Origin of the sequence: Reyranella sp., from assembly GCF_965279465.1 — a bacterium.
In the GTDB taxonomy this organism is placed as follows: domain Bacteria; phylum Pseudomonadota; class Alphaproteobacteria; order Reyranellales; family Reyranellaceae; genus Reyranella.
The window spans coordinates 5,796,457-5,818,770 of sequence record NZ_OZ257242.1; the positions used below are offsets into that span (position 1 = coordinate 5,796,457).

Sequence of the window (22,314 nt, forward strand, 5' to 3'; positions counted from 1 at the left end):
TCTTACTCCTCTTGCTCGATTGCGACGGTACCGGCGGAAACAAATACTCCGGCCATGCCACTACGAAATGTCCAATTTGGTCTTGAGACCGTCATCACCCACCCCGATCTCGTAAATCTATACGAGTGTTCGATTGGCGACGGAACGAGAATCGGCCCGTTCGTCGAGATTCAGAAACATAGCCATGTCGGCGCCCGCTGCAAGATTTCCTCCCATAGCTTCATTTGCGAAGGCGTGACGATCGAGGACGAGGTCTTCATCGGCCATGGCGTGATGTTCACCAATGGGCTCTTCCCTCGCGCCTGCACACCGGAGGGGCGGCTCCAAACAGACGCCGACTGGACGATGATGCCGACGCGCATCTGCCATGGCGCCTCGATAGGATCGAATGCCACGGTCATCTGCGGCAACACGGTCGGACGCTTCGCGCTGGTCGGCGCAGGGGCGGTGGTGACACGCGACGTGCCCGACTACGCGATCGTCGCCGGCGTGCCGGCCAAGGTGATCGGCGATGTCCGCGACCGCGAAGATCTTCCCACTCAATCAACAGGAATGGCGACTCCATGATCGGTATCGGTGTCATCGGTTACGGCTATTGGGGGCCGAACCTCGCGCGATCGGTCGCCGAGACGGAAGGCTGCCGCCTCGCCGGCATCGCCGACTTCTCGGCTGCCGCGCTGGGCCGCGCCAGCAAACGCTATCCGGGCGTTGCGTTGCATCAGGACCCGCGGGCGCTGATCGACGACCCCGCCGTCGATGCGGTGCTGGTCGCCACGCCGGTCGCGACGCACCACGACCTGGCCGTTGCCGCGCTGCGCGCCGGCAAGCACGTCATCGTCGAGAAGCCGATCACGGCCTCCTCCGACGATGCGCGCCGGCTGATCGACGAAGCGGCACGGCGCAACCTCACCCTGATGGTGGACCACACCTTCGTCTACACCAGCGCGGTGCAGAAGATCGGCGAGCTGATCCGCTCCGGCGATCTCGGCAACGTCTACTACTACGACAGCACCCGCGTGAATCTCGGCCTGTTCCAGCACGATGTGAATGTGATCTGGGACCTCGCGGTGCATGACCTCTCGGTGCTCGATTATCTGTTGCAGGAAAAGCCCGCCGCAGTCTCGGCCAGCGCCGCGGGGCACATCCACGGGCGGCAGGAGAACATGGCCCATCTCAGCCTGTTCTATCCCTCGGGCGCCGTCGCCTATCTCAACGTCAACTGGCTCGCACCGGTAAAGGTACGCCAGACGCTGATCGGCGGCAGCCGGAAGATGATCGTCTGGAACGACCTCGAGCCGACCGAGAAGATCAAGGTCTATGACCGCGGCGTGACCCTCGGCGACGGCATCGACGAGGCGACCGCGCGCATCTCCTACCGCAGCGGCGACATGTGGGCGCCGCAGCTCTCGGTGAAGGAAGCGCTGCTCACCGAGATGGAACATTTCGTCGACTGCGTGACTCACGGACGCGAGCCGATCACCTCCGGTCGCTGCGGCCTGGCCGTTGTCGAGACACTCGAAGCCGCAATGCGCTCCCTCCGCCAGCGCGGCCAGCCGATCGATATCTCTCCCGTAAGGATGGCTTCATGATCCCGCTTCTTGACCTTCGCGCCCAGTATTCCGGCATCAAGGACGAACTCAATGCCGCAGTGCTCGAGACGCTCGCGAGCGGCGCCTATGTCTCCGGTCCGAAGGTCGATGCCTTCGAGAAATCCTTCGCCGCCTATACCGGTGCCAGGGAAGCCGTGGCGCTGAATTCCGGCACCTCCGCGCTGCACCTCGCGCTGCTCGCGCTCGGCATCGGGCCGGGCGACGAGGTGATCGCGCCCGCCATGACCTTCGTCGCGACAGCCGCGGCGATCCGCTATACGGGCGCGACGCCGGTGCTGGTCGACGCCGATCCGCTGACCTGGAACATCGATCCGACGGGTATCGCTCGCGCGATCACGCCGCGCACCAGGGCCATTATCCCCGTGCATCTGCACGGCCGCATGGCCGACATGGACGCCATCATGGCGATCGCGGCACAGCATGGCCTTCCGGTCATCGAAGACGCCGCCCAGGCGCATGGCGCGACATGGGAAGGACGGAGCGCGGGCACGATCGGTTCGATCGGCTGCTTCAGCTTCTACCCAGGCAAGAACCTCGGCGCCTGCGGCGAAGGCGGCGGCACCGTCACCAACGATCCCGCCCTCGCCGCCCGGATGCGCAAGCTTAGCGACTGGGGCCAGGAAGGCCGCTACAACCACGTCGAGCATGCCTTCAACTACCGCATGGATGGCCTCCAGGGCGCGATCCTGTCGGTGAAGCTCGCACACCTGCCGCGCTGGACGGAACGCCGGCGCGAGGTCGCAGCCCTCTACGATACGCTGCTTGCCGATCTTCCCGTTCAGCTGCCCGCGAAGCCCAAGGCGTTGGAACACGCCTACCACGTCTACGCGCTGCGTCATCCGCAGCGTGACCGGCTTGCCCGGGGACTCGCGGACGCCGGCGTCGCCACGGGTCTGCACTATCCGCGCCCGGTGCATCTGCAGCCGGCCTATGCCGATCTCGGCAGGGGCCCCGGCAGCTTCCCGGTGGCCGAGGCCCTCGCCGCCGAATTCCTCTCCCTGCCCATCTTCCCCGAGCTCACGCCCGACCAGCAACGCCATATCGCCGGCGCGTTGCGTGACCTCCTCGCTCCTGCCTCGGTGACCAGCCATGCCGCGTGAAATCAAGGAAACCCTCGATCCTCAGGGCGTGCTCGCCGGCACGACCTGCCTCGTCACCGGCGGCGCCGGCTTCGTCGGCTCGAACATCGTCGAGCTGCTTCTGGACGCCGGAGTGGCGGAGGTGCGTGTCATCGACAACATGGTGCGGGGACGGCGAGATAACCTCGCCCGCGCCCTCGCCAGCAACCGGGTGCGCCTGATCGAGGGCGACATCCGGGACATGGCAACGATGAAGCCGCTCGTCGACGGCTGCGACACGGTCTTCCACCAGGCCGCGCTGCGTATCACGCACTGCGTCCAGGAACCGCGCACCGCGTTCGAGGTAATGGTCGCGGCAACTTATGATCTCGTGGAGCTGTGCCTCGCGGCGAATATCCGCAAGCTGGTCGCCGCCTCGACCGCCTCCGTCTACGGCATGGCCGACCAGTTCCCCACCACCGAGGCGCAGCACCCCTACAACAACCGCACCCTGTACGGCGCAGCCAAGGCTTTCAACGAGGGGCTGTACCGCTCCTTCAACGACATGCACGGACTGGACTACGTCACGCTGCGCTATTTCAACGTCTATGGCCCGCGCATGGATATCCACGGCCGCTACACCGAAGTCCTGGTGCGCTGGATGGAACGCCTCGCCCGCGGCGAGCCGCCGATCATCTTCGGCGACGGCCTGCAAACCATGGACATGGTCCATGTGCGCGACGTGGCGCGTGCGAACATCCTGTCAGCCGTCGCGCCGGCCAGCGACGTAGCGCTGAATGTCGGCAGCGGAATGGAAACGTCATTGCTCGACCTTGCACGGCTCCTGTGCCGCGTCATGGGCCAACCGCAGCTCGTGCCGGTGCATCAGGAGGCGCGCGCTGCGAATCCGGTGCCGAAGCGCCTCGCCGACGTGTCAAAGGCCCGCACCCTGATCGGCTTCGAAGCGACCCAGCCCCTCGAAGAAGGCGTCGCCGAGCTGGTCGACTGGTGGCGGTCCGAGACCATGCTTGCCGGAGCCGCCGCATGATCCCCATCACCAAGCCCCTGGTCGGCGAGGAGGAAGCCCTCGCTGCCGCCGAGGTGGTGCGCTCCGGCTGGCTGACGCAAGGCCCGCGGGTCGCGCGCTTCGAGGAAGCGTTCGCCGCCATCACCGGTGCGTCTTATGCTTGCGCCGTATCCAACTGCACCACGGCGCTGCATCTCGCCCTACTGGCGGTCGGCGTAGAGCCGGGCGACGAGGTCATCACCGTCAGCCACACCTTCGTCGCCTGCGCCAACGTCATCCGCCAATGCGGCGCAACCCCGGTCTTCATTGACGTCGAGCCGCTCGGCTACGGCATGGATGCGTCGCTGATCGCCGCGGCCATCACCCCGAAGACACGTGCCATCCTCTGCGTACACCAGATGGGCATGCCCTGCGATATGGAGGGGATCATGGCGGTCGCTCGCGCGCACGGGCTGCGCGTGGTCGAGGATGCGGCCTGCGCGCTGGGTTCGGAAATGCAGTTCGACGGATCGTGGCGGCAGGTCGGTGACCCGGCGGGCGATGTTGCGTGCTTCTCGCTGCACCCGCGCAAGGTCGTTACCGTCGGCGACGGCGGCATGCTGACCACGCACGACGCCCATCTCGATGCGCGCTTCCGCCTTTTGCGCCAGCACGGCATGACGGTGTCGGACACGGTGCGCCATGGCAGCGCGCAGGTGATCTTCGAATCCTACGAGGCGGAGGCCTTCAACTACCGCCTCACCGATATTCAGGCGGCGGTCGGCATCGAACAACTCAAGCGCCTGCCGGAGATCGTCTCGCGCCGCCGCGCCCTGGCCGAGCGCTACCGCGAACGCATCGCGGCCGAGACGCCGGAGATCGCCGCGCCTGTGGAGCCCAATCGCGCGCTCACGAACTGGCAAGCCTATGCGGTGCGTCTTCCCGACGGGACGAACCAGCGCGAGGTGATGCAATCGATGCTCGACCGCGGCATCGCGACACGCCGCGGCATCATGTGCATCCACCGTGAGAAGCCCTATGCCGAAACGGCGCGCTTTCCCCTGCCGGTGTCAGAAGACGCACAGGACCGCACGATCGTATTGCCGCTCTATCCGCAGATGACGGAGGGCGAGCAGGATCAGGTAGTGAGTGGGCTGGCTGGAGCCGTCCGGCAGTGAAGCCTTCCGCACCGGGCTGGAGCGCGGGCCGGATATGCCGCCTGATGCGCGAGGCGGTGCAGCGATGCAGCCTCGATCTGGGGGGGACTGCCGTGTTGACCGAGGCGGCGACCGGCGCCTACGCCGTCACGGCACCGATCGCTGCGCTCGCCGGCGCTCAGGTCACGGCGCTCGCTCGCGACAGCCGCTACGGCAGCGCGCGCGATGCAGAGTATGCCGTGATGGAGCTTGCCAGCGCCGCCGGCGTGGCGGAGCGGGTACGCATCGTGCAGGCAGTGCCACAAGATTTGTCCGGCTACGGGATCGTAACGAACAGTGGGCATCTTCGCCCGATCGATGCGGCTATGATCACGCGCCTGCCAGGCAATGCCGTGATTGCCCTGATGTTCGAGGCATGGGAGCTGCGCGAGGGCGACATCGATATCGATGCCTGCCGGGCACGCGGCATCCGAATCGCCGCCGTGAATGAGCGGCATGCAGCAGTGGACGTGTTCTCCTATCTCGGCCCACTGTCCCTCCACGCTTTGCAGGACGCTGGTGTCGCCTGCTATGGCGGGCGCGTCGCCTTGCTCTGCGACAATGCCTTCGGACCATACATACTTCGCAGCCTCTCCAACAACGGCGTAGAGGCTGCGGTGTTCACCGAGGTGACCGCAATGCCGCAAAGCGCATGGGATGCCGTGTTAGTCGCGTTGCACCCTCATGCTAAACCGCGCATCGACGCGGCGGCAGCGGCGCGGCTGGCGTCGGTCGCGGCGGATGCGGCGATCGTGCAAATCTGGGGCGACATCGATCGCACGGCGCTTGCAGCGCATGGCTTCGAGGCCTGGCCGCCGCAGGCGCCACGCACAGGCCACATGGCTGTGCTGATGTCCGACATCGGGCCCGAAGCGGTCGTACGGCTACAGGCAGGCGGACTAGCCGCCGCGTCGCGCGTATGGCGCGGCGATCCGGTTACGCCCGATGGGATAGCAGAACTCGTCTGACGATGCGTGTCGCCCTGATCGGCGGGGCGGCCGGCGAGGACCGGAATTCGGCCATCTGAGGTGGCGAAGTGCACGTCGCGCATCGTGATATTTGCGATCTCTTGAGGACGGCGTGAGGCCTGAGGTGAGCCGGCGCAGCTGGGCGCGGAAGTTCGCGTGCAGACAGCAGGCCCTGAAAGTGACGAATATGTAGACCTCGGCGCTGTGCCCGAGCGGATGGAACATGTGCGGCAGTACGCGCATTTTTCGAGCATGCTGCGCACCCTCGCCTCGCCCCGCGTGAACCCAAAATATTGATCAGTCGACAACTGACGACAACACTCCTGTCGCACGAGCCAATTGCTTCAAGTGTCGATATGAATGCCAAAATCCGAGCAGAGAGCGCACCACCAATAGAATTACCACTAACAAGTCGTACGACTAGCCCGACTGGACTTCGCCGCATCCATGTAGATCTGGATAGACTAAACGTAAGCTGGCCAACCAGATGTGCAATATGTCCCATTCTTCAACAGTTACTTTTCTTAACCATAGTTGCATCAGTATCTCGTCCGCAACAACAACCATTCTCTGCGATCCCTGGTTCACGGGTGCCGCCTTTGACGGTGGCTGGCGCCTCCTATTCGAGGACAGTCACGATCTCGACACGATCGCATTCGACTGGATCTGGCTCTCGCATGAACACCCTGACCACTTTTCACTTCCCACTCTCAAGCAACTTAAGCGGCCGAGTCGGTTCATCTATCAAGCAGCGCCAGACGGCAAGGTCCGCGCCTATCTTCAGGCGAAGGGACACGAGGTCCGCGAAGTCGATGACTGGGAAACCGTTAGCTTTGGCGACATAACCTGCCAAGTGTTTACTTCCGACGGATACGATTCTGCAGCGTTATTTACGCTGCCAGACGGATTCAAGGTCTTGAACCTTAACGATTGTCGCGCAGAATTGGACGGGCTAATCGAACGGATCGCAAAGGACTCCGGCCCGATTGACCTGCTCACGATCCAGTTCTCCTACGCCAATTGGGCAGGAAATGTGGGAGACGATGCGATCCCGCGTTACCTTCATGAACAGGTAGTTGCGCGGATGGAAATGGTGATCGCGACCATCAAGCCAAAGGCCACCTTGCTATTTGCCTCCTATGTCTATTTTTCTCATGATGAGAACTTCCACTGGAATGCGCACTTCTGGGCTGATGAAGTCGCAAGCAAGTTGGCCCCGTCGACCAAGCTGATTTTGCCCAAGCCGAATCAGGTGATTCATCTGGAAGCGCTTGATGAGGCCGATTTCAGCTCTCCGAATGAGACGGGGCTCGCCTTCTGGACCGAGCTTCATAGTAAGTCCAAGCCCATCGACCACGCTCAGGAACACCTGACACTTGAGCAGCTGCGGGCTGAATTTGCGCGTTTTCATGCAGAAATCTGGCATACTAACGATTTGAGCTTAGCGCGTTCGACCAGCTGTAGTTCCATCGACCTCAACGTGAAGATCACCGACCTGGGTCAGACTGTACACCTTGATCTTTACGAAGGGACCATGACAAGCGTTGTGGACGACACTTATGATATCGCCGTCTCGTCGGAGGTGTTGAAGTTCTTGCTTCTCAGCAAATTCGGCCGCGGAACGCTGACGATCAACGGCCGTGCCCATTTCAACTATCGAACGGCCTACCGTTTTTTTGTGTTCTTCTTTATCTATTACGCCAACAACATCGGCAAACGCCTGACGCCCGATGGCGGGCTGAAATGGGAGAATATGTACAGTGTGGCGAAAACCGTTGTGCTGGATTCAATCTTTCACACCACGCCGGGAGCGAGGCTCGGCTACGAGAAGTTCATGAAGGATTTCTTGCGGAGATGAGGTTGCTTGAATCATCTCGGGGCTAAGCTTGGCTGCGATCCTGAGTGGCAATGGACACAGAGCCTTGGAAGCCAGTTCCTTGAGCTCGATTCTCAGCGGGTACCGATAGCCATTTGACCGCTGCCGATCTGCCTCTGCGCCTCGACGAGATCGCGCGGCGAACGAGCGGTGAAGCCTCACATCCTGCACAGGCAGTGCCATCGACTGATCTGGTCTTCGTCCGTTGCTGAGAGCCGTGCGTACTTTGGATGACCGCTTGTCTCGTCGCCGCATTCCGGCCCCAGCAGAATGCGCGAGCGCCTTGCGCGACCACTAGTTCTGCATCTTTGAGTGTAGCCCATCCTGCCAACCTCAAGACGGCCGCTGGCCCGCGCAGTGCGTGCTCGCGATTGATCGTCAGCCACAGCGAATTCTCAGAGACCCCAGGTGAAAGAATAACAGAGCGGTTTCCACCGGGTGAAAAGGGATTACTCCGAATGTCCGGGCTTCTAAGGATTTCCTGCATCAAAGACGTAAGGCAAAGTGCCCCTTACCCGCGGGGCGAGGGTCACGGCGACAGCAGGACGTCCCGCGGTCGTCATCGAGCAATTCAGGTCTTTTCCGTCGGCAATGCGTGGTTGCGAGGCGTGCATGAACGAGATCAAGCGAGAGAATGCGATCATCGAGATCGGCATGGCCGCAGTGGTGCTGCGCGATGTTCTGGCTGGTCTGGTCGCTGCCGGCAATCCGGCCCGGCCGCTCAAGCGGGTCACCGGCCGGAACGGCGCCTCCGGCCAGATATGCCACGGTCGCGTCGCGCGCCGTTGCGCCGACGCCCTGTTGCAAGAATAGCAGCGGCCCCGATCATGCCCGCGAATCCAATACTCGTCACCGGCGCGGCCGGCTTCATCGGCTTTCACGTCGCGCACCGGCTTCTGCGGGACGGGCATACGGTCGTGGGCCTCGACAACCTCAACGCCTATTACGATCCGGCCCTGAAAGAGGCGCGCCTGGCCGAGCTGGAAATGTACCCCGGCTTTGAGTTTCACAGGCTCGATCTGGCCGATTGCAATGGCCTGGCGGCGCTCTTCGCCCGCTACCGATTTCACCATGTTATCCATCTCGGGGCACAGGCGGGTGTGCGGCATTCCCTCGTGGACCCCCACTCCTATGTGCAATCCAACCTCGTCGGATTCGCCAACGTCCTTGAAGGATGCAGGCATAACGGATGCCGGCACCTGCTCTATGCCTCCTCCTCGTCGGTGTTCGGCGCCAACACGCGCCTGCCGTATTCGGTCCACGACAACGTCGATCATCCCCTGAACCTCTATGGCGCCACCAAGAAATGCAACGAGCTGCTGGCGCATTCGTACTCGCACCTGTTCGGCCTGCCGACGACCGGATTGCGATTCTTCACCGTCTACGGACCCTGGAGCAGGCCCGACATGGCGACTTGGCTGTTCGCCGACGCCATCATGAGCGGACGCCCGATCCAGCTCTTCAACCACGGCCGCATGCGGCGGGACTTCACCTATGTCGACGACGTGGTGGAGTCGATCATCCGGCTGATCGACCGCACGCCGCAAACCGATCCGAACTGGAGCGGCGACAAGCCGGACCCCGCATCGAGCGCAGCCCCATGGCGCGTCTACAACATCGGGAACCACAGTGCGGTCGAGTTGCTCGAGGTCGTCCGGCTGCTCGAAGAGGCGATCGGCATCAAGGCCGAGTGCGAGTTCCTGCCGATGCAGCCAGGGGACGTGCTGGAGACCTATGCCGACGTCGACGACCTCGCGCGCGAGGTCGATTTCAAGCCGGCGACCTCGATCGCGGACGGCATCGGCCGGTTCGTCGAATGGTTCCAGATCTATCGCGCGCTGACCCGCCGGCCGCCGGCGCTCGTCGGCGACGCGGTCTTCAGCAAGTGAGCGGGTCCCCCCTCTCGGTGAACGGACTGGTCCCGGTGGCGCATCAGCCGTCAGGGATCGATCGAAACGAAAGCGTGAGCGCCATGCAGACCAGCCTGCCCGTCACGGTCCTGTCCGGCTTCCTCGGCTCGGGCAAGACGACGCTCCTGAACCATGCACTCCGCAACCGCGTGGGGATGCGAATCGCCATCATCGTCAACGACATGTCCGAGGTGAACATCGACGCCGAGCGCGTGCGCGCCGGCGGCCCCGAGGTGCTGCACCGCGACGAAACGCTCGTCGAGATGAGCAACGGCTGCATTTGCTGCACCCTGCGCGGCGACCTCCTGACCGAGGTGCGCCGCCTCGCCGCCGACGGCCGCTTCGACTACCTGATCGTCGAATCGACCGGTATCTCCGAGCCGCTGCCGGTCGCCGCCACCTTCGACTTCCGCGACGCGGCGGGGGTCAGCCTCTCCGACGTTGCCCGGCTCGACACGATGTTGACCGTGGTCGACGCCGCCAACCTCACCCGCGACTTCGCCAGCCACGACTTCCTGCGCGACCGCGGCGAGCAGCGCGACGCCCAGGATCAGCGCACCCTGGTCGAGCTCCTCGTTGACCAGATCGAATTTGCCGACGTCATCGTGCTCAACAAGGTGACCTCCGCAGGTCCAGAGCGGCTGGCCGACGCCCGCCGCATCATCCGCAGCCTCAACCCCGGCGCGCGGCTGATCGAGACCGACTTCTGCGACGTCCCGCTGACCGACATCTTCAATACCGGTCTGTTCGATTTCGAGAAGGCCCGGACCCGCCCGCTCTGGGTCCAGGAGCTGAACGGCCACGAGAACCACGTCCCCGAAACCGAGGAATACGGCATCGAGTCCTTCGTGTGGCGGGCCCGCCTGCCGTTCGACTCCGGACGAGTCCGGGCCGTGCTCGCCAACGCCATGCCGGGCGTCCTCCGTGCCAAGGGCTGGCTCTGGACCGATACCGACCCCAACCTCATCTTCGAATACAGCGTCGCCGGCGGCCTGGCTGACCTCCGTCCCCTCGGACGCTGGTGGGCGGCAACGCCGCAGAGGGACTGGCCGACCATCCCCGAGGCCGTCGCCCGGATCCACGGGAACTGGCGCGCCCCGTTCGGCGACCGCCGGCAGGAGCTCGTCTTCATCGGAAAGGGCATGAATCGCGCGGCGATCACGGCGGCCCTCGAGGCGTGCCTCGTTCCGCGCCCGAGGATGCCCATCGGTCGGAAGCCCGGCCTGCACCGCAACGCCGGTCTGGCCGGCTACGCGAACACTCCCAAAGTTCTCGATCCCAGCCCGAGCTGAGAATGGTCGGTCATAATCCTCGACAGCCATCGGCCGCACTGTGCGAAGCGACACCTGCTCTTGCCCACGGTCATTGCCGGCGGCGCCGAACGAGTACGGACCACGAGGGAGACCCGTTCGCCCCGTTGTTCGTCCTCGCCCAACCTTCCCGAGAGCTGCGGCCGCCCGCAAGGACGGAGTTTGCCGAGGTGAAAATGGGTTACTCCGATTGCCCCGGCCGCTCGGCATTTCGTGCTCGGGCAGCGCAAGGCAGATTGTTCCTCCTATCAGCATCCCGAGTGGAGGCGTCGACCGCAGGAATCCTGCAGTCGCTGGCGGGAATTTTTAGTCTTTCCTCTCATTAACGCGGTTTTGCGGGGCATAAATGAACAGGATCCTGGAAGAAAACCAGATCACCGAGGGACGTGCCGACAAGTCATATTGGGATGTCCCCCACAGCACCGAGATCGAGGGCTTCGCGACTGACATGAGCGTCAACGCGGGCAGCCGCGTCGACTTCAAGATCAACGTGAACGGCGACGCAGGGAGCGACTACAAGGTCGAGATCTTCCGCCTTGGCTACTACGGCGGCAGCGGCGCCCGCGAGGTCGCCGACTGGACGAACACCAACGCCACGGTCCAGCCGGACGCGCTCGTCGACGCCTCGCGCGGCATGGTCGACGCCGGCAACTGGTCGGTGACGGATGGCTGGAACGTGCCGGCCGATGCCGTCTCCGGCGTCTATCTTGCCCGCCTGCAGCGCCTCGATGAGAACGGCGACCCTATCGAAGGCGCCGTCAACCAGATTCCCTTCGTCGTGCGCAACGACGGCGAGACCCACGACATCGTCCTGCAGACCTCCGACACGACCTGGCAGGCCTACAATGCCTGGGGTGGCAACAACGGCGTGGTTGGCGCCAATCTCTACGGCGACCAGAACGGCAGCATCAACTGGGACCCAATTCCAGGGGCCGGCAGCCACTCGCAGGACCGCGCCTACGCGGTCAGTTACAATCGTCCCTTCATCACCGACGACGGCACCGGCACGAACGCGGGTGCGCAGGACTATCTTTTTGGCGCCGACTATTCCGCGATCTACTGGCTCGAGCAGCAGGGCTATGACGTTTCCTACATTTCAGGCATCGACACCGATAGGCTCGGGGCCGACTACCTCAAGAACTACAAGTCGTTCATTTCGGTCGGACATGACGAATACTGGTCGGGCGATCAGCGTGCAAACGTCGAGGAAGCGCGCGATTCCGGCGTGAACCTGCTCTTCTGGAGCGGCAACGAATGCTACTGGAAGACCCGCTGGGACGTCGCTTACAGCGCGGACGGCACGGAATACCGCACCCTCGTCTGCTACAAGGAGACGCTCGCGGTCGGCGACCCCAACGCCGGCCCGAACGATTACTACAACCTCGATCCTAGCGACATCTGGACCGGGACGTGGATGGACACCCGCTTCCACGGCAACCCGCTCGCCGGCGGCGGCAACCTCGCGGACGTGGATCCGATCACCGGAATGAATCCGGCATGCCATTGTGGCCAGAACCAGCTCACCGGCCAGCTCTTCGGGCCCGACGGCACCGGCCAGTTCGGCGGTGCCCTCGACGTGCCGGCGAACTACGCCAGCCTGCGCGTCTGGCGCGACACTACCATCGCCAACGGCGGCCAGCTCGACATTGCCCCAGGCATTCTCGGCTACGAGTGGGATACCTCGCCTGACGACATCCTGCGCCCCGCAGGCCTCATCAAGCTGTCCGAGACGACGCTGCCCTGGGACGCCATTCTGGTCGACCAGGGCAACAATACCGCGCCGGGCGTCGCGACGCATAATCTGTCACTCTATCGCACGGCGAGCGGCTCGCTGGTCTTCGGCGCCGGCACCACTTTCTGGAGCTGGGGCCTCAGCGACCAGCATGACAGCTCTCCCTACGGCGCCGACATCGCCAATACCGACCTCCAGCAGTTCACGATCAACATGTTCGCCGACATGGGGATCCAGCCGGGAGTCGCCGACGCCTTCCTGATTTCGCAGGGGCTGAAGCGTGCCAGCGCGTCGACCGACACCACGCCAGCGGTGGCCTCGATCAACGAGCTGCCTGACACGACCGAGGCTCTCAAGGTCGTGACGATCACCGGCACGGCGACCGACAATGACGGCAACCCGTCGACTACCGACGGGCAGGTGGCCGCAGTCGAGGTTTCCCTCGACGGCGGCGCCACCTGGAAAGTCGCAAATTCGGCCGACAACTGGGCCACCTGGAGCTACTACTGGTATCCAACGAAGCAGGGCGCTTACACGATCGAGGCCCGTGCAATTGACGACAGCCTGAACGTCTACAACATCACCCCGGACAGCAAGGCCGTCATCGTCACGGCGGCGAGTACCTACAGCGCCTTCGACGGCGCCACGCCGGGCTCGCCGGTCCTGTACGACGAGGGGACAACGGTCGAGCTTGGCATGCGCTTCGCCGTCGACCGCTCCGGCAGCGTGACCGAGCTCAAATACTGGCGCGGCAGCGGCGACGCCAACGACACCGACGTGCGCGAGGGCCATCTCTGGCGTGCCGACGGTACCCTGCTTGCCACGGTGACCTTCACCTCGGGCGTGGGTCAGGTAGGCTGGCAGGTTGCCACCCTGTCGTCGCCCATCACCCTGACGGCGGGGGTGCAATATGTCGTCTCCTACCGTACCGACAACAACTACGTGGCGACGAACAACTATTTTGTCGAGGCGAACGACGTGGCCTTCGACGGCCTCGACAACGATTCCTTCTGGGGGCGCAACGGAGTCGTGCGCGTCGACCAGGACGGGGTCGGCGGCGGCAACGGCGTTTTCTACCAGGGCAGCGGCGCAGCGGTCATGCCGTCGAACTCGTTCAACGGCGCCAACTACTGGGTCGACATCGCCTTAGACGCCGGCATCGTGCCGCCGAACTCGGCTCCGGTCATCACCTCGGCTGCGACGCTGACCTCGCCGGAGAACCGGCTGACCGTCAGCGCGATCACCGCGACCGACGCCGACTTCGACCGGCTCACCTACGCGATCGCCGGCGGCGCCGACGCCGCGCGCTTCACCATCAACGCCCAGACCGGTTTGCTGAGCTTCGTCTCCGCCCCCGACTTCGAGGCTCCAGCCGACGTGGGCGCCAACAACGTCTACGACGTCACCGTCAGCGTCAGCGACGGCAGGGCCCCGGCTGTGACCAAGGCGCTGGTGATCACCGTCACCGACGCCAACGAAGCACTTTTCAGCGCCTTCAACGACGCCACGCCGGGCACGCCGGTCCAGTACAATGAGGGGTTAACGGTCGAGCTCGGCATGCGCTTCGCCGTCGACCGTGCCGGCAGCGTGACCGAGCTCAAATACTGGCGCGGCAGCGGCGACGCCATCGACACCGACGTGCGCGAGGGCCATCTCTGGCGTGCCGACGGTACCCTGCTTGCCACGGTGACCTTCACCTCGGGCGTGGGCGAGACAGGCTGGCAGGTTGCCACCCTGTCGTCACCCGTCACCCTGACGGCGGGAGTGCAATATGTCGTCTCCTACCGTACCGACAACAACTACGTGGCGACGGGCAACTATTTTGTCGAGGCGAACGACGTGGCCTTCGACGGCCTCGACAACGATTCCTTCTGGGGCCCCGGCGGAGTCGTGCGCGTCGTCCAGGACGGGGTCGGCGGCGGCAACGGCGTTTTCTACCAAGGCAGCGGCGCAGCGGTCATGCCGTCGAACTCGTTCAACGGCGCCAACTACTGGGTCGACATCGCCTTCGACGCCGGCATGGTGCTGCCGAACTCGGCTCCGGTCATCACCTCGGCTGCGACGCTGACCTCGCCGGAGAACCGGCTGACCGTCGGCGCGATCACCGCGACCGACGCCAACAACGATCCACTCAGCTACGCGATCACCGGCGGCGCCGACGCCGCGCGCTTCACCATCGACGCCCAGACCGGAGTGTTGAGCTTCGTCTCCGCCCCCGACTTCGAGGCTCCAGCCGACGTGGGCGCCGACAACGTCTACGACGTCACCGTCAGCGTCAGCGACGGCACGGCCCCGGCTGTGACCAAGGCGCTGGCGATCACCGTCACCGACGCCAACGAAGCACTTTTCAGCGCCTTCAACGACGCCACGCCGGGCTCACCGGTCCTGTACAACGAGGGGACAACGGTCGAGCTCGGCATGCGCTTCGCCGTCGACCGCTCCGGCAGCGTGACCGAGCTCAAATACTGGCGCGGCAGCGGCGACGCCAACGACACCGACGTGCGCGAGGGCCATCTCTGGCGTGCCGACGGCACCCTGCTTGCCACGGTGACCTTCACCTCGGGCGTGGGTCAGGTAGGCTGGCAGGTTGCCACCCTGTCGTCGCCCGTCACCCTGACGGCGGGGATGCAATATGTCGTCTCCTACCGTACCGACAACAACTACGTGGCGACGGGCAATTATTTCGTCGAGGCGAACGACCTGGCCTTCGACGGCCTCGACAACGATTCCTTCTGGGGGCGCAACGGAGTCGTGCGCGTCGACCAGGACGGGGTCGGCGGCGGCAACGGCGTTTTCTACCAGGGCAGCGGCGCAGCGGTCATGCCGTCGAACCCGTTCAACGGCACCAACTACTGGGTCGACATCGCCTTCGACCCGGACACGGCGCCGGTTATCACCTCGGCCGCAGCGCTGACCTCACCGGAGAACCGGCTGACCGTCGGCGCGATCACCGCGACCGACGCCGACAACGATCCGCTCAGCTACGCGATCACCGGCGGCGCCGACGCCGCGCGCTTCACCATCGACTCCCAGACCGGAGTGTTGAGCTTCGTCGTCTCGCCAAACTACGAAGCTCCGGCCGACGCGGGCGCCGACAACGTCTACGACCTGACCGTCGGGGTCAGCGACGGCATCGCGCCGGCCGTGACCCAAGCGATCACCGTCACCGTCACCGATGTTGCCGAGAACGGCACCGGCTCGAACGTCTTCGGCCTGACCGACGCGCCCGCCGCAACCGACACCACCGACCCGACCGACTACGAACTCGGCATGAGGTTTACAGCAAACGCTGCGGGCACCATCACCGAGCTTCGCTACTTCCGTGGCGCGGCGGACGCGAACGATACCGACACGCGCGTCATGAACCTGTGGACTGCCACCGGCACCCGGCTCGGGTCGGTCACCATCACCTCGACCGCAGGCGAATCGGGCTGGCAGATCGGCACCCTCTCAGCGCCGATCGAAATCCAGTCCGGCGCGACCTACGTCGTATCCTACGGGACCACACAGAACTTCGCCGTTACCGGGAACTACTTCTCCACCGCCCACATCGGACCTGGCGGCCTGCTGACAGCCGGCATTGGCAGCGGTGTCTTCGCCTCCGACACGACCGGCATCTTCCCGACCCAGACCTACAACAATGCAAACTACTGGGCCGACGTCACGTTTGTCCCCACCGTCAACAGCGCGCCGGTCTTCACCTCGGCGGCCACTGCTTCGGCCGCCGAGAACCAGCTTGTCGCCGCGACGCTCACCGCCGCCGATACCAACAGCGACACGCTCACCTACGCGATCGTTGGCGGCGCCGATGCCGCGCGCTTCACCGTCAATGCCTCGACCGGCGTGCTGAGCTTCGTCTCCACCCCCGATTTCGAAGCTCCGGCTGACACGGGCGCCAACAACGTCTACGACGTCACGGTCAGCGTCAGCGATGGCATCGCCCCGGCCGTGACCCAGGCGCTGGCGATCAGCGTCACCGATGTGGCCGAGACGATCAATTCGAACGTCTTCGGCTCGACCGATGCACCGGCGACGATCGATACGGCCGACCCGACCGACTACGAACTCGGCATGAGGTTCACGGCAAACACCTCGGGCGTCATCAACGCGCTGCGTTATTTCCGCGGCGCGGCGGATGCGAACGATGCCGACACGCGTGTCCTGAACCTGTGGCATGCTAACGGTGTTTTGATCGCATCGGCCACCGTTACCTCGGGCGTGGGCGAATCCGGCTGGCAGGTCGGCGCCCTTTCGACGTCGGTCGCGATCGAGGCCGGTGCGACCTATGTCGTGTCCTACGGCACCACGCAGAACTTCGCCGTCACCGGGAACTACTTCTCGGCCGCTCACACCGGTCCGGACGGCGTGCTGACCGCCGGCGTGGGCAGCGGCGTTTTCAACTCCGGCGCGACCGGGCTCTTCCCGACCATGAGCTACAACGCGTCGAATTACTGGGTCGACGTCAACTTTGCCCCCGACAACCCCAACCGCAAGCCGACTTTCACGTCGGCGGGTACCGCCTCGGTCACCGAGAACCAGGTTGCGGCCGCGACGCTCACCGCCACCGATCCTGACGGCGACCCGCTCACCTACGCGATCGTCGGCGGTGTCGACGCCGCACGCTTCACGGTCAACGCTGCGACCGGCGCGCTGAGCTTCGTCTCCGCTCCCGACTTCGAGGCTCCGGCCGACGCGGGCGCCAACAACGTCTACGACATCACGGTCGGCGTGAGGGACGACAAGGGCGCGACGACCACCCAGGCGCTGGCGATCACGGTCACCGACACCAACGAGGCACCGACGATCGCCGCGATCGCCGCGCCGAACACCAACGAGGACGCGGCGAACCCGGTACAGATCGACCTGCTCGCCGGCGCCACCGACCCCGAGGGCAACGCGATCTCCGTGCTGTCGGGGGTCACCGTCACCTCGTCGAACGCCGCCCGCACCGTGGCCTTCACCGTCTCCCCGGGTGGCGTGCTCAGCTTCGATCCCGCCCAGTTCGGCGAGCTCGACACCGGCCAGACCGAGCTGCTGACCGTCAGCTACCAGATCGGCGACGGCGTCAATGGTGCCGTGTCCAACACCGCAACCATCACCGTCGAGGGCCGCCACGACAACATCGCGCCGACCTTCTCCTCACCAGCCATCGCCTCGGTCGCCGAGAACCAGCTGGCCGCCACGACGCTCGCCGCCACCGATGCTGAAGGCGACACGCTCACCTATGCCATCGCCGGTGGGGCCGATGCCGCGCTCTTCACCGTCAACGCCACGACCGGCGCGCTGAGCTTCGTCTCCGCTCCCAACTTCGAGGCCCCGGCCGACGCAGGCGCCGACAATGTCTACGACGTCACGGTCAGCGTCAGCGACGGCACGGCCCCGGCAGTCACCCAGGCGCTGGCGATCACCGTCACCAACGTCAACGAGGCACCGACGATCGCTCCGATCGCCGCGCCGAACACCAACGAGGACGTGACCACCCCGGTGCAGATCGACCTGCTCGCCGGCGCCAGCGATCCCGAGGGCAACGCGATCTCCGTGCTGTCGGGGGTCACCGTCACCTCGTCGAACGCCTCGCGCAGCGTGGCCTTCACCGTCTCCAACGGTGTGCTCAGCTTCGACCCAACCCAGTTCGACGCGCTCAATGCCGGTGAATCCGAGCTGCTGACCGTCAGCTACCGGATCAGCGATGGCGTCAACGACGGCGTGCCTAACACCGCAACGATTACGGTCGAGGGCCGTGACGACGACTTGACACTCACCGGCACTTCTGCGGCCGACACCCTGGTGGGCGGCGGAGGCAACGATACGATCAGCGGCCTCGCGGGCAACGACACGCTTCGCGGCAATGGCGGCAACGACATTCTGGACGGCGGCTCCGGCAACGACACGCTGGACGGCGGCTCCGGGACCGACACGGGTTCATACGCCTCCGCGACCTCGGCAGTGACGGTGAGCCTGGCAAACTCCTTGGCGCAGAATACCGGCGGCGCGGGGACCGACACGCTGACCGCGATCGAGAACCTGACGGGCAGCGGCTTCAGCGACACGCTGACCGGTGACGGCAATGCCAACACGCTGGTCGGCGGGGCGGGCAATGACACGCTGAACGGCGGCCTCGGCGACGACACGCTGGACGGCGGCGCCGGCAACGACACGCTGAACGGCAGCACCGGGACAGACACCGCCTCCTACGCCTCCGCGACGGCGGCGGTGACGGTGAGCTTGGCTGTCACCACGGCGCAGGCGACCGGTGGCGCGGGCACCGACACGCTATCCGCGATCGAGAACCTGACGGGCAGCGACTTCGGCGACACACTGACCGGCGACGGCAATGCCAACACGCTGACCGGCGGCGACGGCAACGACACGCTGGCTGGCGGTGCCGGCAACGACCTGCTTGACGGCGGCTCCGGGACCGACACGGCCTCCTACGCTTCTGCGACGACGGCGGTGACGGTGAGCCTGGCGGTCACCACGGCGCAGGCAACCGGAGGCGCGGGAACGGACACGCTGGTCGGGATCGAGAACCTGACGGGCGGTAGCGCCAACGACACGCTGACCGGCGACGGCAACGCCAATACGCTGGAGGGCGGTGCCGGAAACGACACGCTGAATGGTGGCGGCGGGACCGACACTGCCTCCTACGGCTCCGCGTCTTCGGCGGTGACGGTGAGCCTGGCGGTCTCCGGGAGCCAGAATACCGGCGGCGCGGGAACCGACACGCTGATCGCGATCGAGAACCTGACCGGCAGCAGCTTCAACGACACGCTGACCGGCGACGGCAATGCCAACACGCTGAGCGGCGGGTCGGGCAACGACACGCTGACCGGCGGCCTCGGCGACGACACGCTCGACGGCGGCTCCGGCACCGACACGGCATCCTACGGCTCCGCGTCTTCGGCGGTGACGGTGAGCCTGGCGATCTCCGGGCCGCAGAATACCGGCAGCGCGGGAACCGACACGCTGATCTCGATCGAGAACCTGACGGGCAGCAACTTCAACGACACGCTGACCGGCGACGGCAATGCCAACACGCTGAGCGGCGGGTTGGGCAACGACACGCTGGACGGCGGTGCCGGCAACGACACGCTCGACGGCGGCTCCGGGACCGACACGGTATCCTACAGCTCCGCGACTGCGGCGGTGACGGTCAGCCTGGCCCTCACCTCGTCGCAGAATACCGGCGGCGCGGGGAACGACACGCTGGTCGGGCTCGAGAACCTGATGGGCAGCGACTTCAACGACACGCTGACCGGCGATAGCAATGCCAACACGCTGAGCGGCGGCGACGGCGACGACACGCTGACCGGCGGCCTCGGCAACGACACGCTGGACGGCGGCGATGGGACCGACACGGCATCCTACGGCTCCGCGTCTTCGGGAGTGACGGTGAGCCTGGCGGTCTCGGGGGCGCAGAATACCGGCGGCGCGGGGACCGACACGCTGATCGGGATCGAGAACCTCACGGGCGGCAGCTCCAGCGACACGCTGACCGGCAACGGCAACGCCAATACGCTGGAGGGCGGCGCCGGAAACGACACGCTGAATGGTGGCGGCGGCACCGACACTGCCTCCTACGGCTCCGCGTCTTCGGCGGTGACGGTGAGCCTGGCGGTCTCCGGGAGCCAGAATACCGGCGGCGCGGGAACCGACACGCTGGTCGGGATCGAGAACCTGACGGGCAGCGACTCCAGCGACACGCTGACCGGCGACGGCAATGCCAACACGCTGAGCGGCGGGTCGGGCAACGACACGCTGACCGGCGGCCTCGGCAACGACACGCTCGACGGCGGCTCCGGGACCGACACGGCATCCTACGGCTCGGCGACTGCGGGGGTGACGGTGAGCCTGGCGGTCTCCGGGGCGCAGAATACCGGCAGCGCGGGAACTGACACGCTGATCTCGATCGAGAACCTGACGGGCAGCAACTTCAACGACACGCTGACCGGCGACGGCAACGCCAACACGCTGAGCGGCGGGTCGGACAACGACACGCTGAGCGGTGGCGCCGGAAACGACTCGCTGGACGGCGACGCCGGCAACGACACGCTGGATGGCGGCGCCGGCAACGACACGCTGAACGGCGACATCGGGACCGACACGGCATCCTACGGCTCCGCGACCTCGGCGGTGACAGTGAGCCTGGCCCTCACCTCGTCGCAGAATACCGGCGGTGCGGGGAACGACACGCTGGTCGGGCTCGAGAACCTGATGGGCAGCGACTTCGACGACACGCTGACCGGCGATAGCAATGCCAACACGCTGAGCGGCGGCGACGGCGACGACACGCTGACCGGCGGCCTCGGCAACGACACGCTCGACGGCGGCGATGGGACCGACACGGCATCCTACGGCTCCGCGTCTTCGGGAGTGACGGTGAGCCTGGCGGTCTCGGGGGCGCAGAATACCGGCGGCGCGGGGACCGACACGCTGATCGGGATCGAGAACCTCACGGGCGGCAGCTCCAGCGACACGCTGACCGGCAACGGCAACGCCAATACGCTGGAGGGCGGCGCCGGAAACGACACGCTGAATGGTGGCGGCGGCACCGACACTGCCTCCTACGGCTCCGCGTCTTCGGCGGTGACGGTGAGCCTGGCGGTCTCCGGGAGCCAGAATACCGGCGGCGCGGGAACCGACACGCTGATCGCGATCGAGAACCTGTCTGGCAGCAGTTTCAACGACACGCTGACCGGCGACGGCAATGCCAACACGCTGAGCGGCGGGTCGGGCAACGACACGCTGACCGGCGGCCTCGGCAACGACACGCTCGACGGCGGCTCCGGGACCGATACGGCATCCTACGGGTCCGCGACTTCGGCGGTGACGGTGAGCCTGGCGATCTCCGGGCCGCAGAACACCGGCAGCCCGGGAACCGACACGCTGATCTCGATCGAGAACCTGACGGGCAGCAACTTCAACGACACGCTGACCGGCGACGGCAATGCCAACACGCTGAACGGTGGGTCGGGCAACGACACGCTGACCGGCGGCGGCGGCCAGGACACATTCGTGTTCGACTCGGCGCTGACCGGCAACATCGACACGATCGCGGACTTCAGTTCGTCGAACGACACAATAAGGCTCGACCAGAGCATCTTCACCGCCCTCAACACGGGCACGCTCTCGGCGTCAGCGTTCTTCGCGGGCGCGGCCGCCCAGGATTCGAGCGATCGCATCATCTACAACTCGGCGAACGGCAACCTGTACTACGATCGCGACGGCACAGGATCGACCTATGCCGCCGTGCAGTTTGCGCACCTCAACGGCACGGTCTCCCTCAGCAACAACAACTTCACCGTGGTGTCCTGACCGGCGTCATGTCGCTCGGCTCGGCGGCCGAAGATTTCGTCTTCGGCCGCCGTCGTGCCCGATTGGGTTAGCGGCGGTGGAGCATGGGCTTCATGATGATCGCGGCTGGCGTCTCTGCACTATTTCGCGGCCGACGCGAAACAACGAAGAGCGAACGATGATGTCGGAACTTGCCAAGGCGACGACGTCGGTGGCGAAGACGGCGGTGTCGTGATCGAGGTCGACGCTGACCCATCCCCCATTTGCCCCGCACGGCCAATTGCCCGGCCAGATGTCGCTGGCTGCGGCTCACCCACAACAGCGCCGCTTGCGGGTCGCCGACGCGATCAGCTA

Annotated in this window: 11 protein-coding genes; all 11 read left to right on the forward strand. The window is 65.3% G+C overall.

What is annotated here, in order from left to right; genetic code table 11:
- Positions 1–54 precede the first annotated feature (54 nt).
- Positions 55–567: an acyltransferase gene (locus tag ACQY8M_RS28290; RefSeq protein WP_428662893.1), complete on the forward strand. Its 513-nt coding sequence runs from the start codon at positions 55–57 to the stop codon at positions 565–567.
- Positions 564–1,589, forward strand: coding sequence for a Gfo/Idh/MocA family protein (locus ACQY8M_RS28295; RefSeq protein ID WP_428662896.1), 1,026 nt, complete (start codon positions 564–566; stop codon positions 1,587–1,589). The genes ACQY8M_RS28290 and ACQY8M_RS28295 overlap by 4 nt, the downstream gene beginning before the upstream one ends.
- Positions 1,586–2,710 (forward strand): DegT/DnrJ/EryC1/StrS family aminotransferase, encoded by a 1,125-nt coding sequence (locus tag ACQY8M_RS28300; protein WP_428662899.1) that lies wholly within the window; start codon positions 1,586–1,588, stop codon positions 2,708–2,710. The genes ACQY8M_RS28295 and ACQY8M_RS28300 overlap by 4 nt, the downstream gene beginning before the upstream one ends.
- Positions 2,700–3,716, forward strand: coding sequence for an NAD-dependent epimerase/dehydratase family protein (locus ACQY8M_RS28305; RefSeq protein ID WP_428662902.1), 1,017 nt, complete (start codon positions 2,700–2,702; stop codon positions 3,714–3,716). Before ACQY8M_RS28300 ends, ACQY8M_RS28305 begins: the two co-directional genes overlap by 11 nt.
- On the forward strand, positions 3,713–4,852 hold the full coding sequence (locus ACQY8M_RS28310; protein ID WP_428662905.1) for a DegT/DnrJ/EryC1/StrS family aminotransferase: 1,140 nt from the start codon (positions 3,713–3,715) through the stop codon (positions 4,850–4,852). The genes ACQY8M_RS28305 and ACQY8M_RS28310 overlap by 4 nt, the downstream gene beginning before the upstream one ends.
- 44 nt (positions 4,853–4,896) lie before the next feature.
- On the forward strand, positions 4,897–5,838 hold the full coding sequence (locus ACQY8M_RS28315; RefSeq protein WP_428662908.1) for a hypothetical protein: 942 nt from the start codon (positions 4,897–4,899) through the stop codon (positions 5,836–5,838).
- A 496-nt stretch (positions 5,839–6,334) separates the two neighbouring features.
- Positions 6,335–7,696, forward strand: coding sequence for an MBL fold metallo-hydrolase (locus ACQY8M_RS28320; protein ID WP_428662911.1), 1,362 nt, complete (start codon positions 6,335–6,337; stop codon positions 7,694–7,696).
- 630 nt (positions 7,697–8,326) lie between these two features.
- A complete protein-coding gene (locus ACQY8M_RS28325; RefSeq protein ID WP_428662914.1) occupies positions 8,327–8,527 on the forward strand; it encodes a hypothetical protein in 201 nt (66 codons plus the stop codon).
- A 14-nt stretch (positions 8,528–8,541) separates the two neighbouring features.
- Positions 8,542–9,603 (forward strand): NAD-dependent epimerase, encoded by a 1,062-nt coding sequence (locus ACQY8M_RS28330; RefSeq protein WP_428662917.1) that lies wholly within the window; start codon positions 8,542–8,544, stop codon positions 9,601–9,603.
- A gap of 83 nt (positions 9,604–9,686) precedes the next feature.
- A complete protein-coding gene (locus ACQY8M_RS28335) occupies positions 9,687–10,916 on the forward strand; it encodes a GTP-binding protein (protein ID WP_428675518.1) in 1,230 nt (409 codons plus the stop codon).
- A gap of 364 nt (positions 10,917–11,280) precedes the next feature.
- Positions 11,281–21,981 carry a DUF4082 domain-containing protein gene (locus ACQY8M_RS28340; protein ID WP_428662920.1) on the forward strand — a complete coding sequence of 3,567 codons (10,701 nt, stop codon included), beginning with the start codon at positions 11,281–11,283 and terminating at the stop codon, positions 21,979–21,981.
- Positions 21,982–22,314: the final 333 nt, after the last annotated feature.

Bases quoted from the DNA above. Each gene is read 5' to 3' on its own strand.
- ACQY8M_RS28320 (WP_428662911.1), top strand. From the start codon at position 6,335: ATGTCCCATTCTTCAACAGTTACTTTTCTTAACCATAGTTGCATCAGT.
- ACQY8M_RS28315 (WP_428662908.1), top strand. From the start codon at position 4,897: ATGCGCGAGGCGGTGCAGCGATGCAGCCTCGATCTGGGGGGGACTGCC.
- ACQY8M_RS28335 (WP_428675518.1), top strand. From the start codon at position 9,687: ATGCAGACCAGCCTGCCCGTCACGGTCCTGTCCGGCTTCCTCGGCTCG.
- ACQY8M_RS28330 (WP_428662917.1), top strand. From the start codon at position 8,542: ATGCCCGCGAATCCAATACTCGTCACCGGCGCGGCCGGCTTCATCGGC.
- ACQY8M_RS28300 (WP_428662899.1), top strand. From the start codon at position 1,586: ATGATCCCGCTTCTTGACCTTCGCGCCCAGTATTCCGGCATCAAGGAC.
- ACQY8M_RS28325 (WP_428662914.1), top strand. From the start codon at position 8,327: ATGAACGAGATCAAGCGAGAGAATGCGATCATCGAGATCGGCATGGCC.
- ACQY8M_RS28290 (WP_428662893.1), top strand. From the start codon at position 55: ATGCCACTACGAAATGTCCAATTTGGTCTTGAGACCGTCATCACCCAC.
- ACQY8M_RS28310 (WP_428662905.1), top strand. From the start codon at position 3,713: ATGATCCCCATCACCAAGCCCCTGGTCGGCGAGGAGGAAGCCCTCGCT.
- ACQY8M_RS28295 (WP_428662896.1), top strand. From the start codon at position 564: ATGATCGGTATCGGTGTCATCGGTTACGGCTATTGGGGGCCGAACCTC.
- ACQY8M_RS28340 (WP_428662920.1), top strand. From the start codon at position 11,281: ATGAACAGGATCCTGGAAGAAAACCAGATCACCGAGGGACGTGCCGAC.
- ACQY8M_RS28305 (WP_428662902.1), top strand. From the start codon at position 2,700: ATGCCGCGTGAAATCAAGGAAACCCTCGATCCTCAGGGCGTGCTCGCC.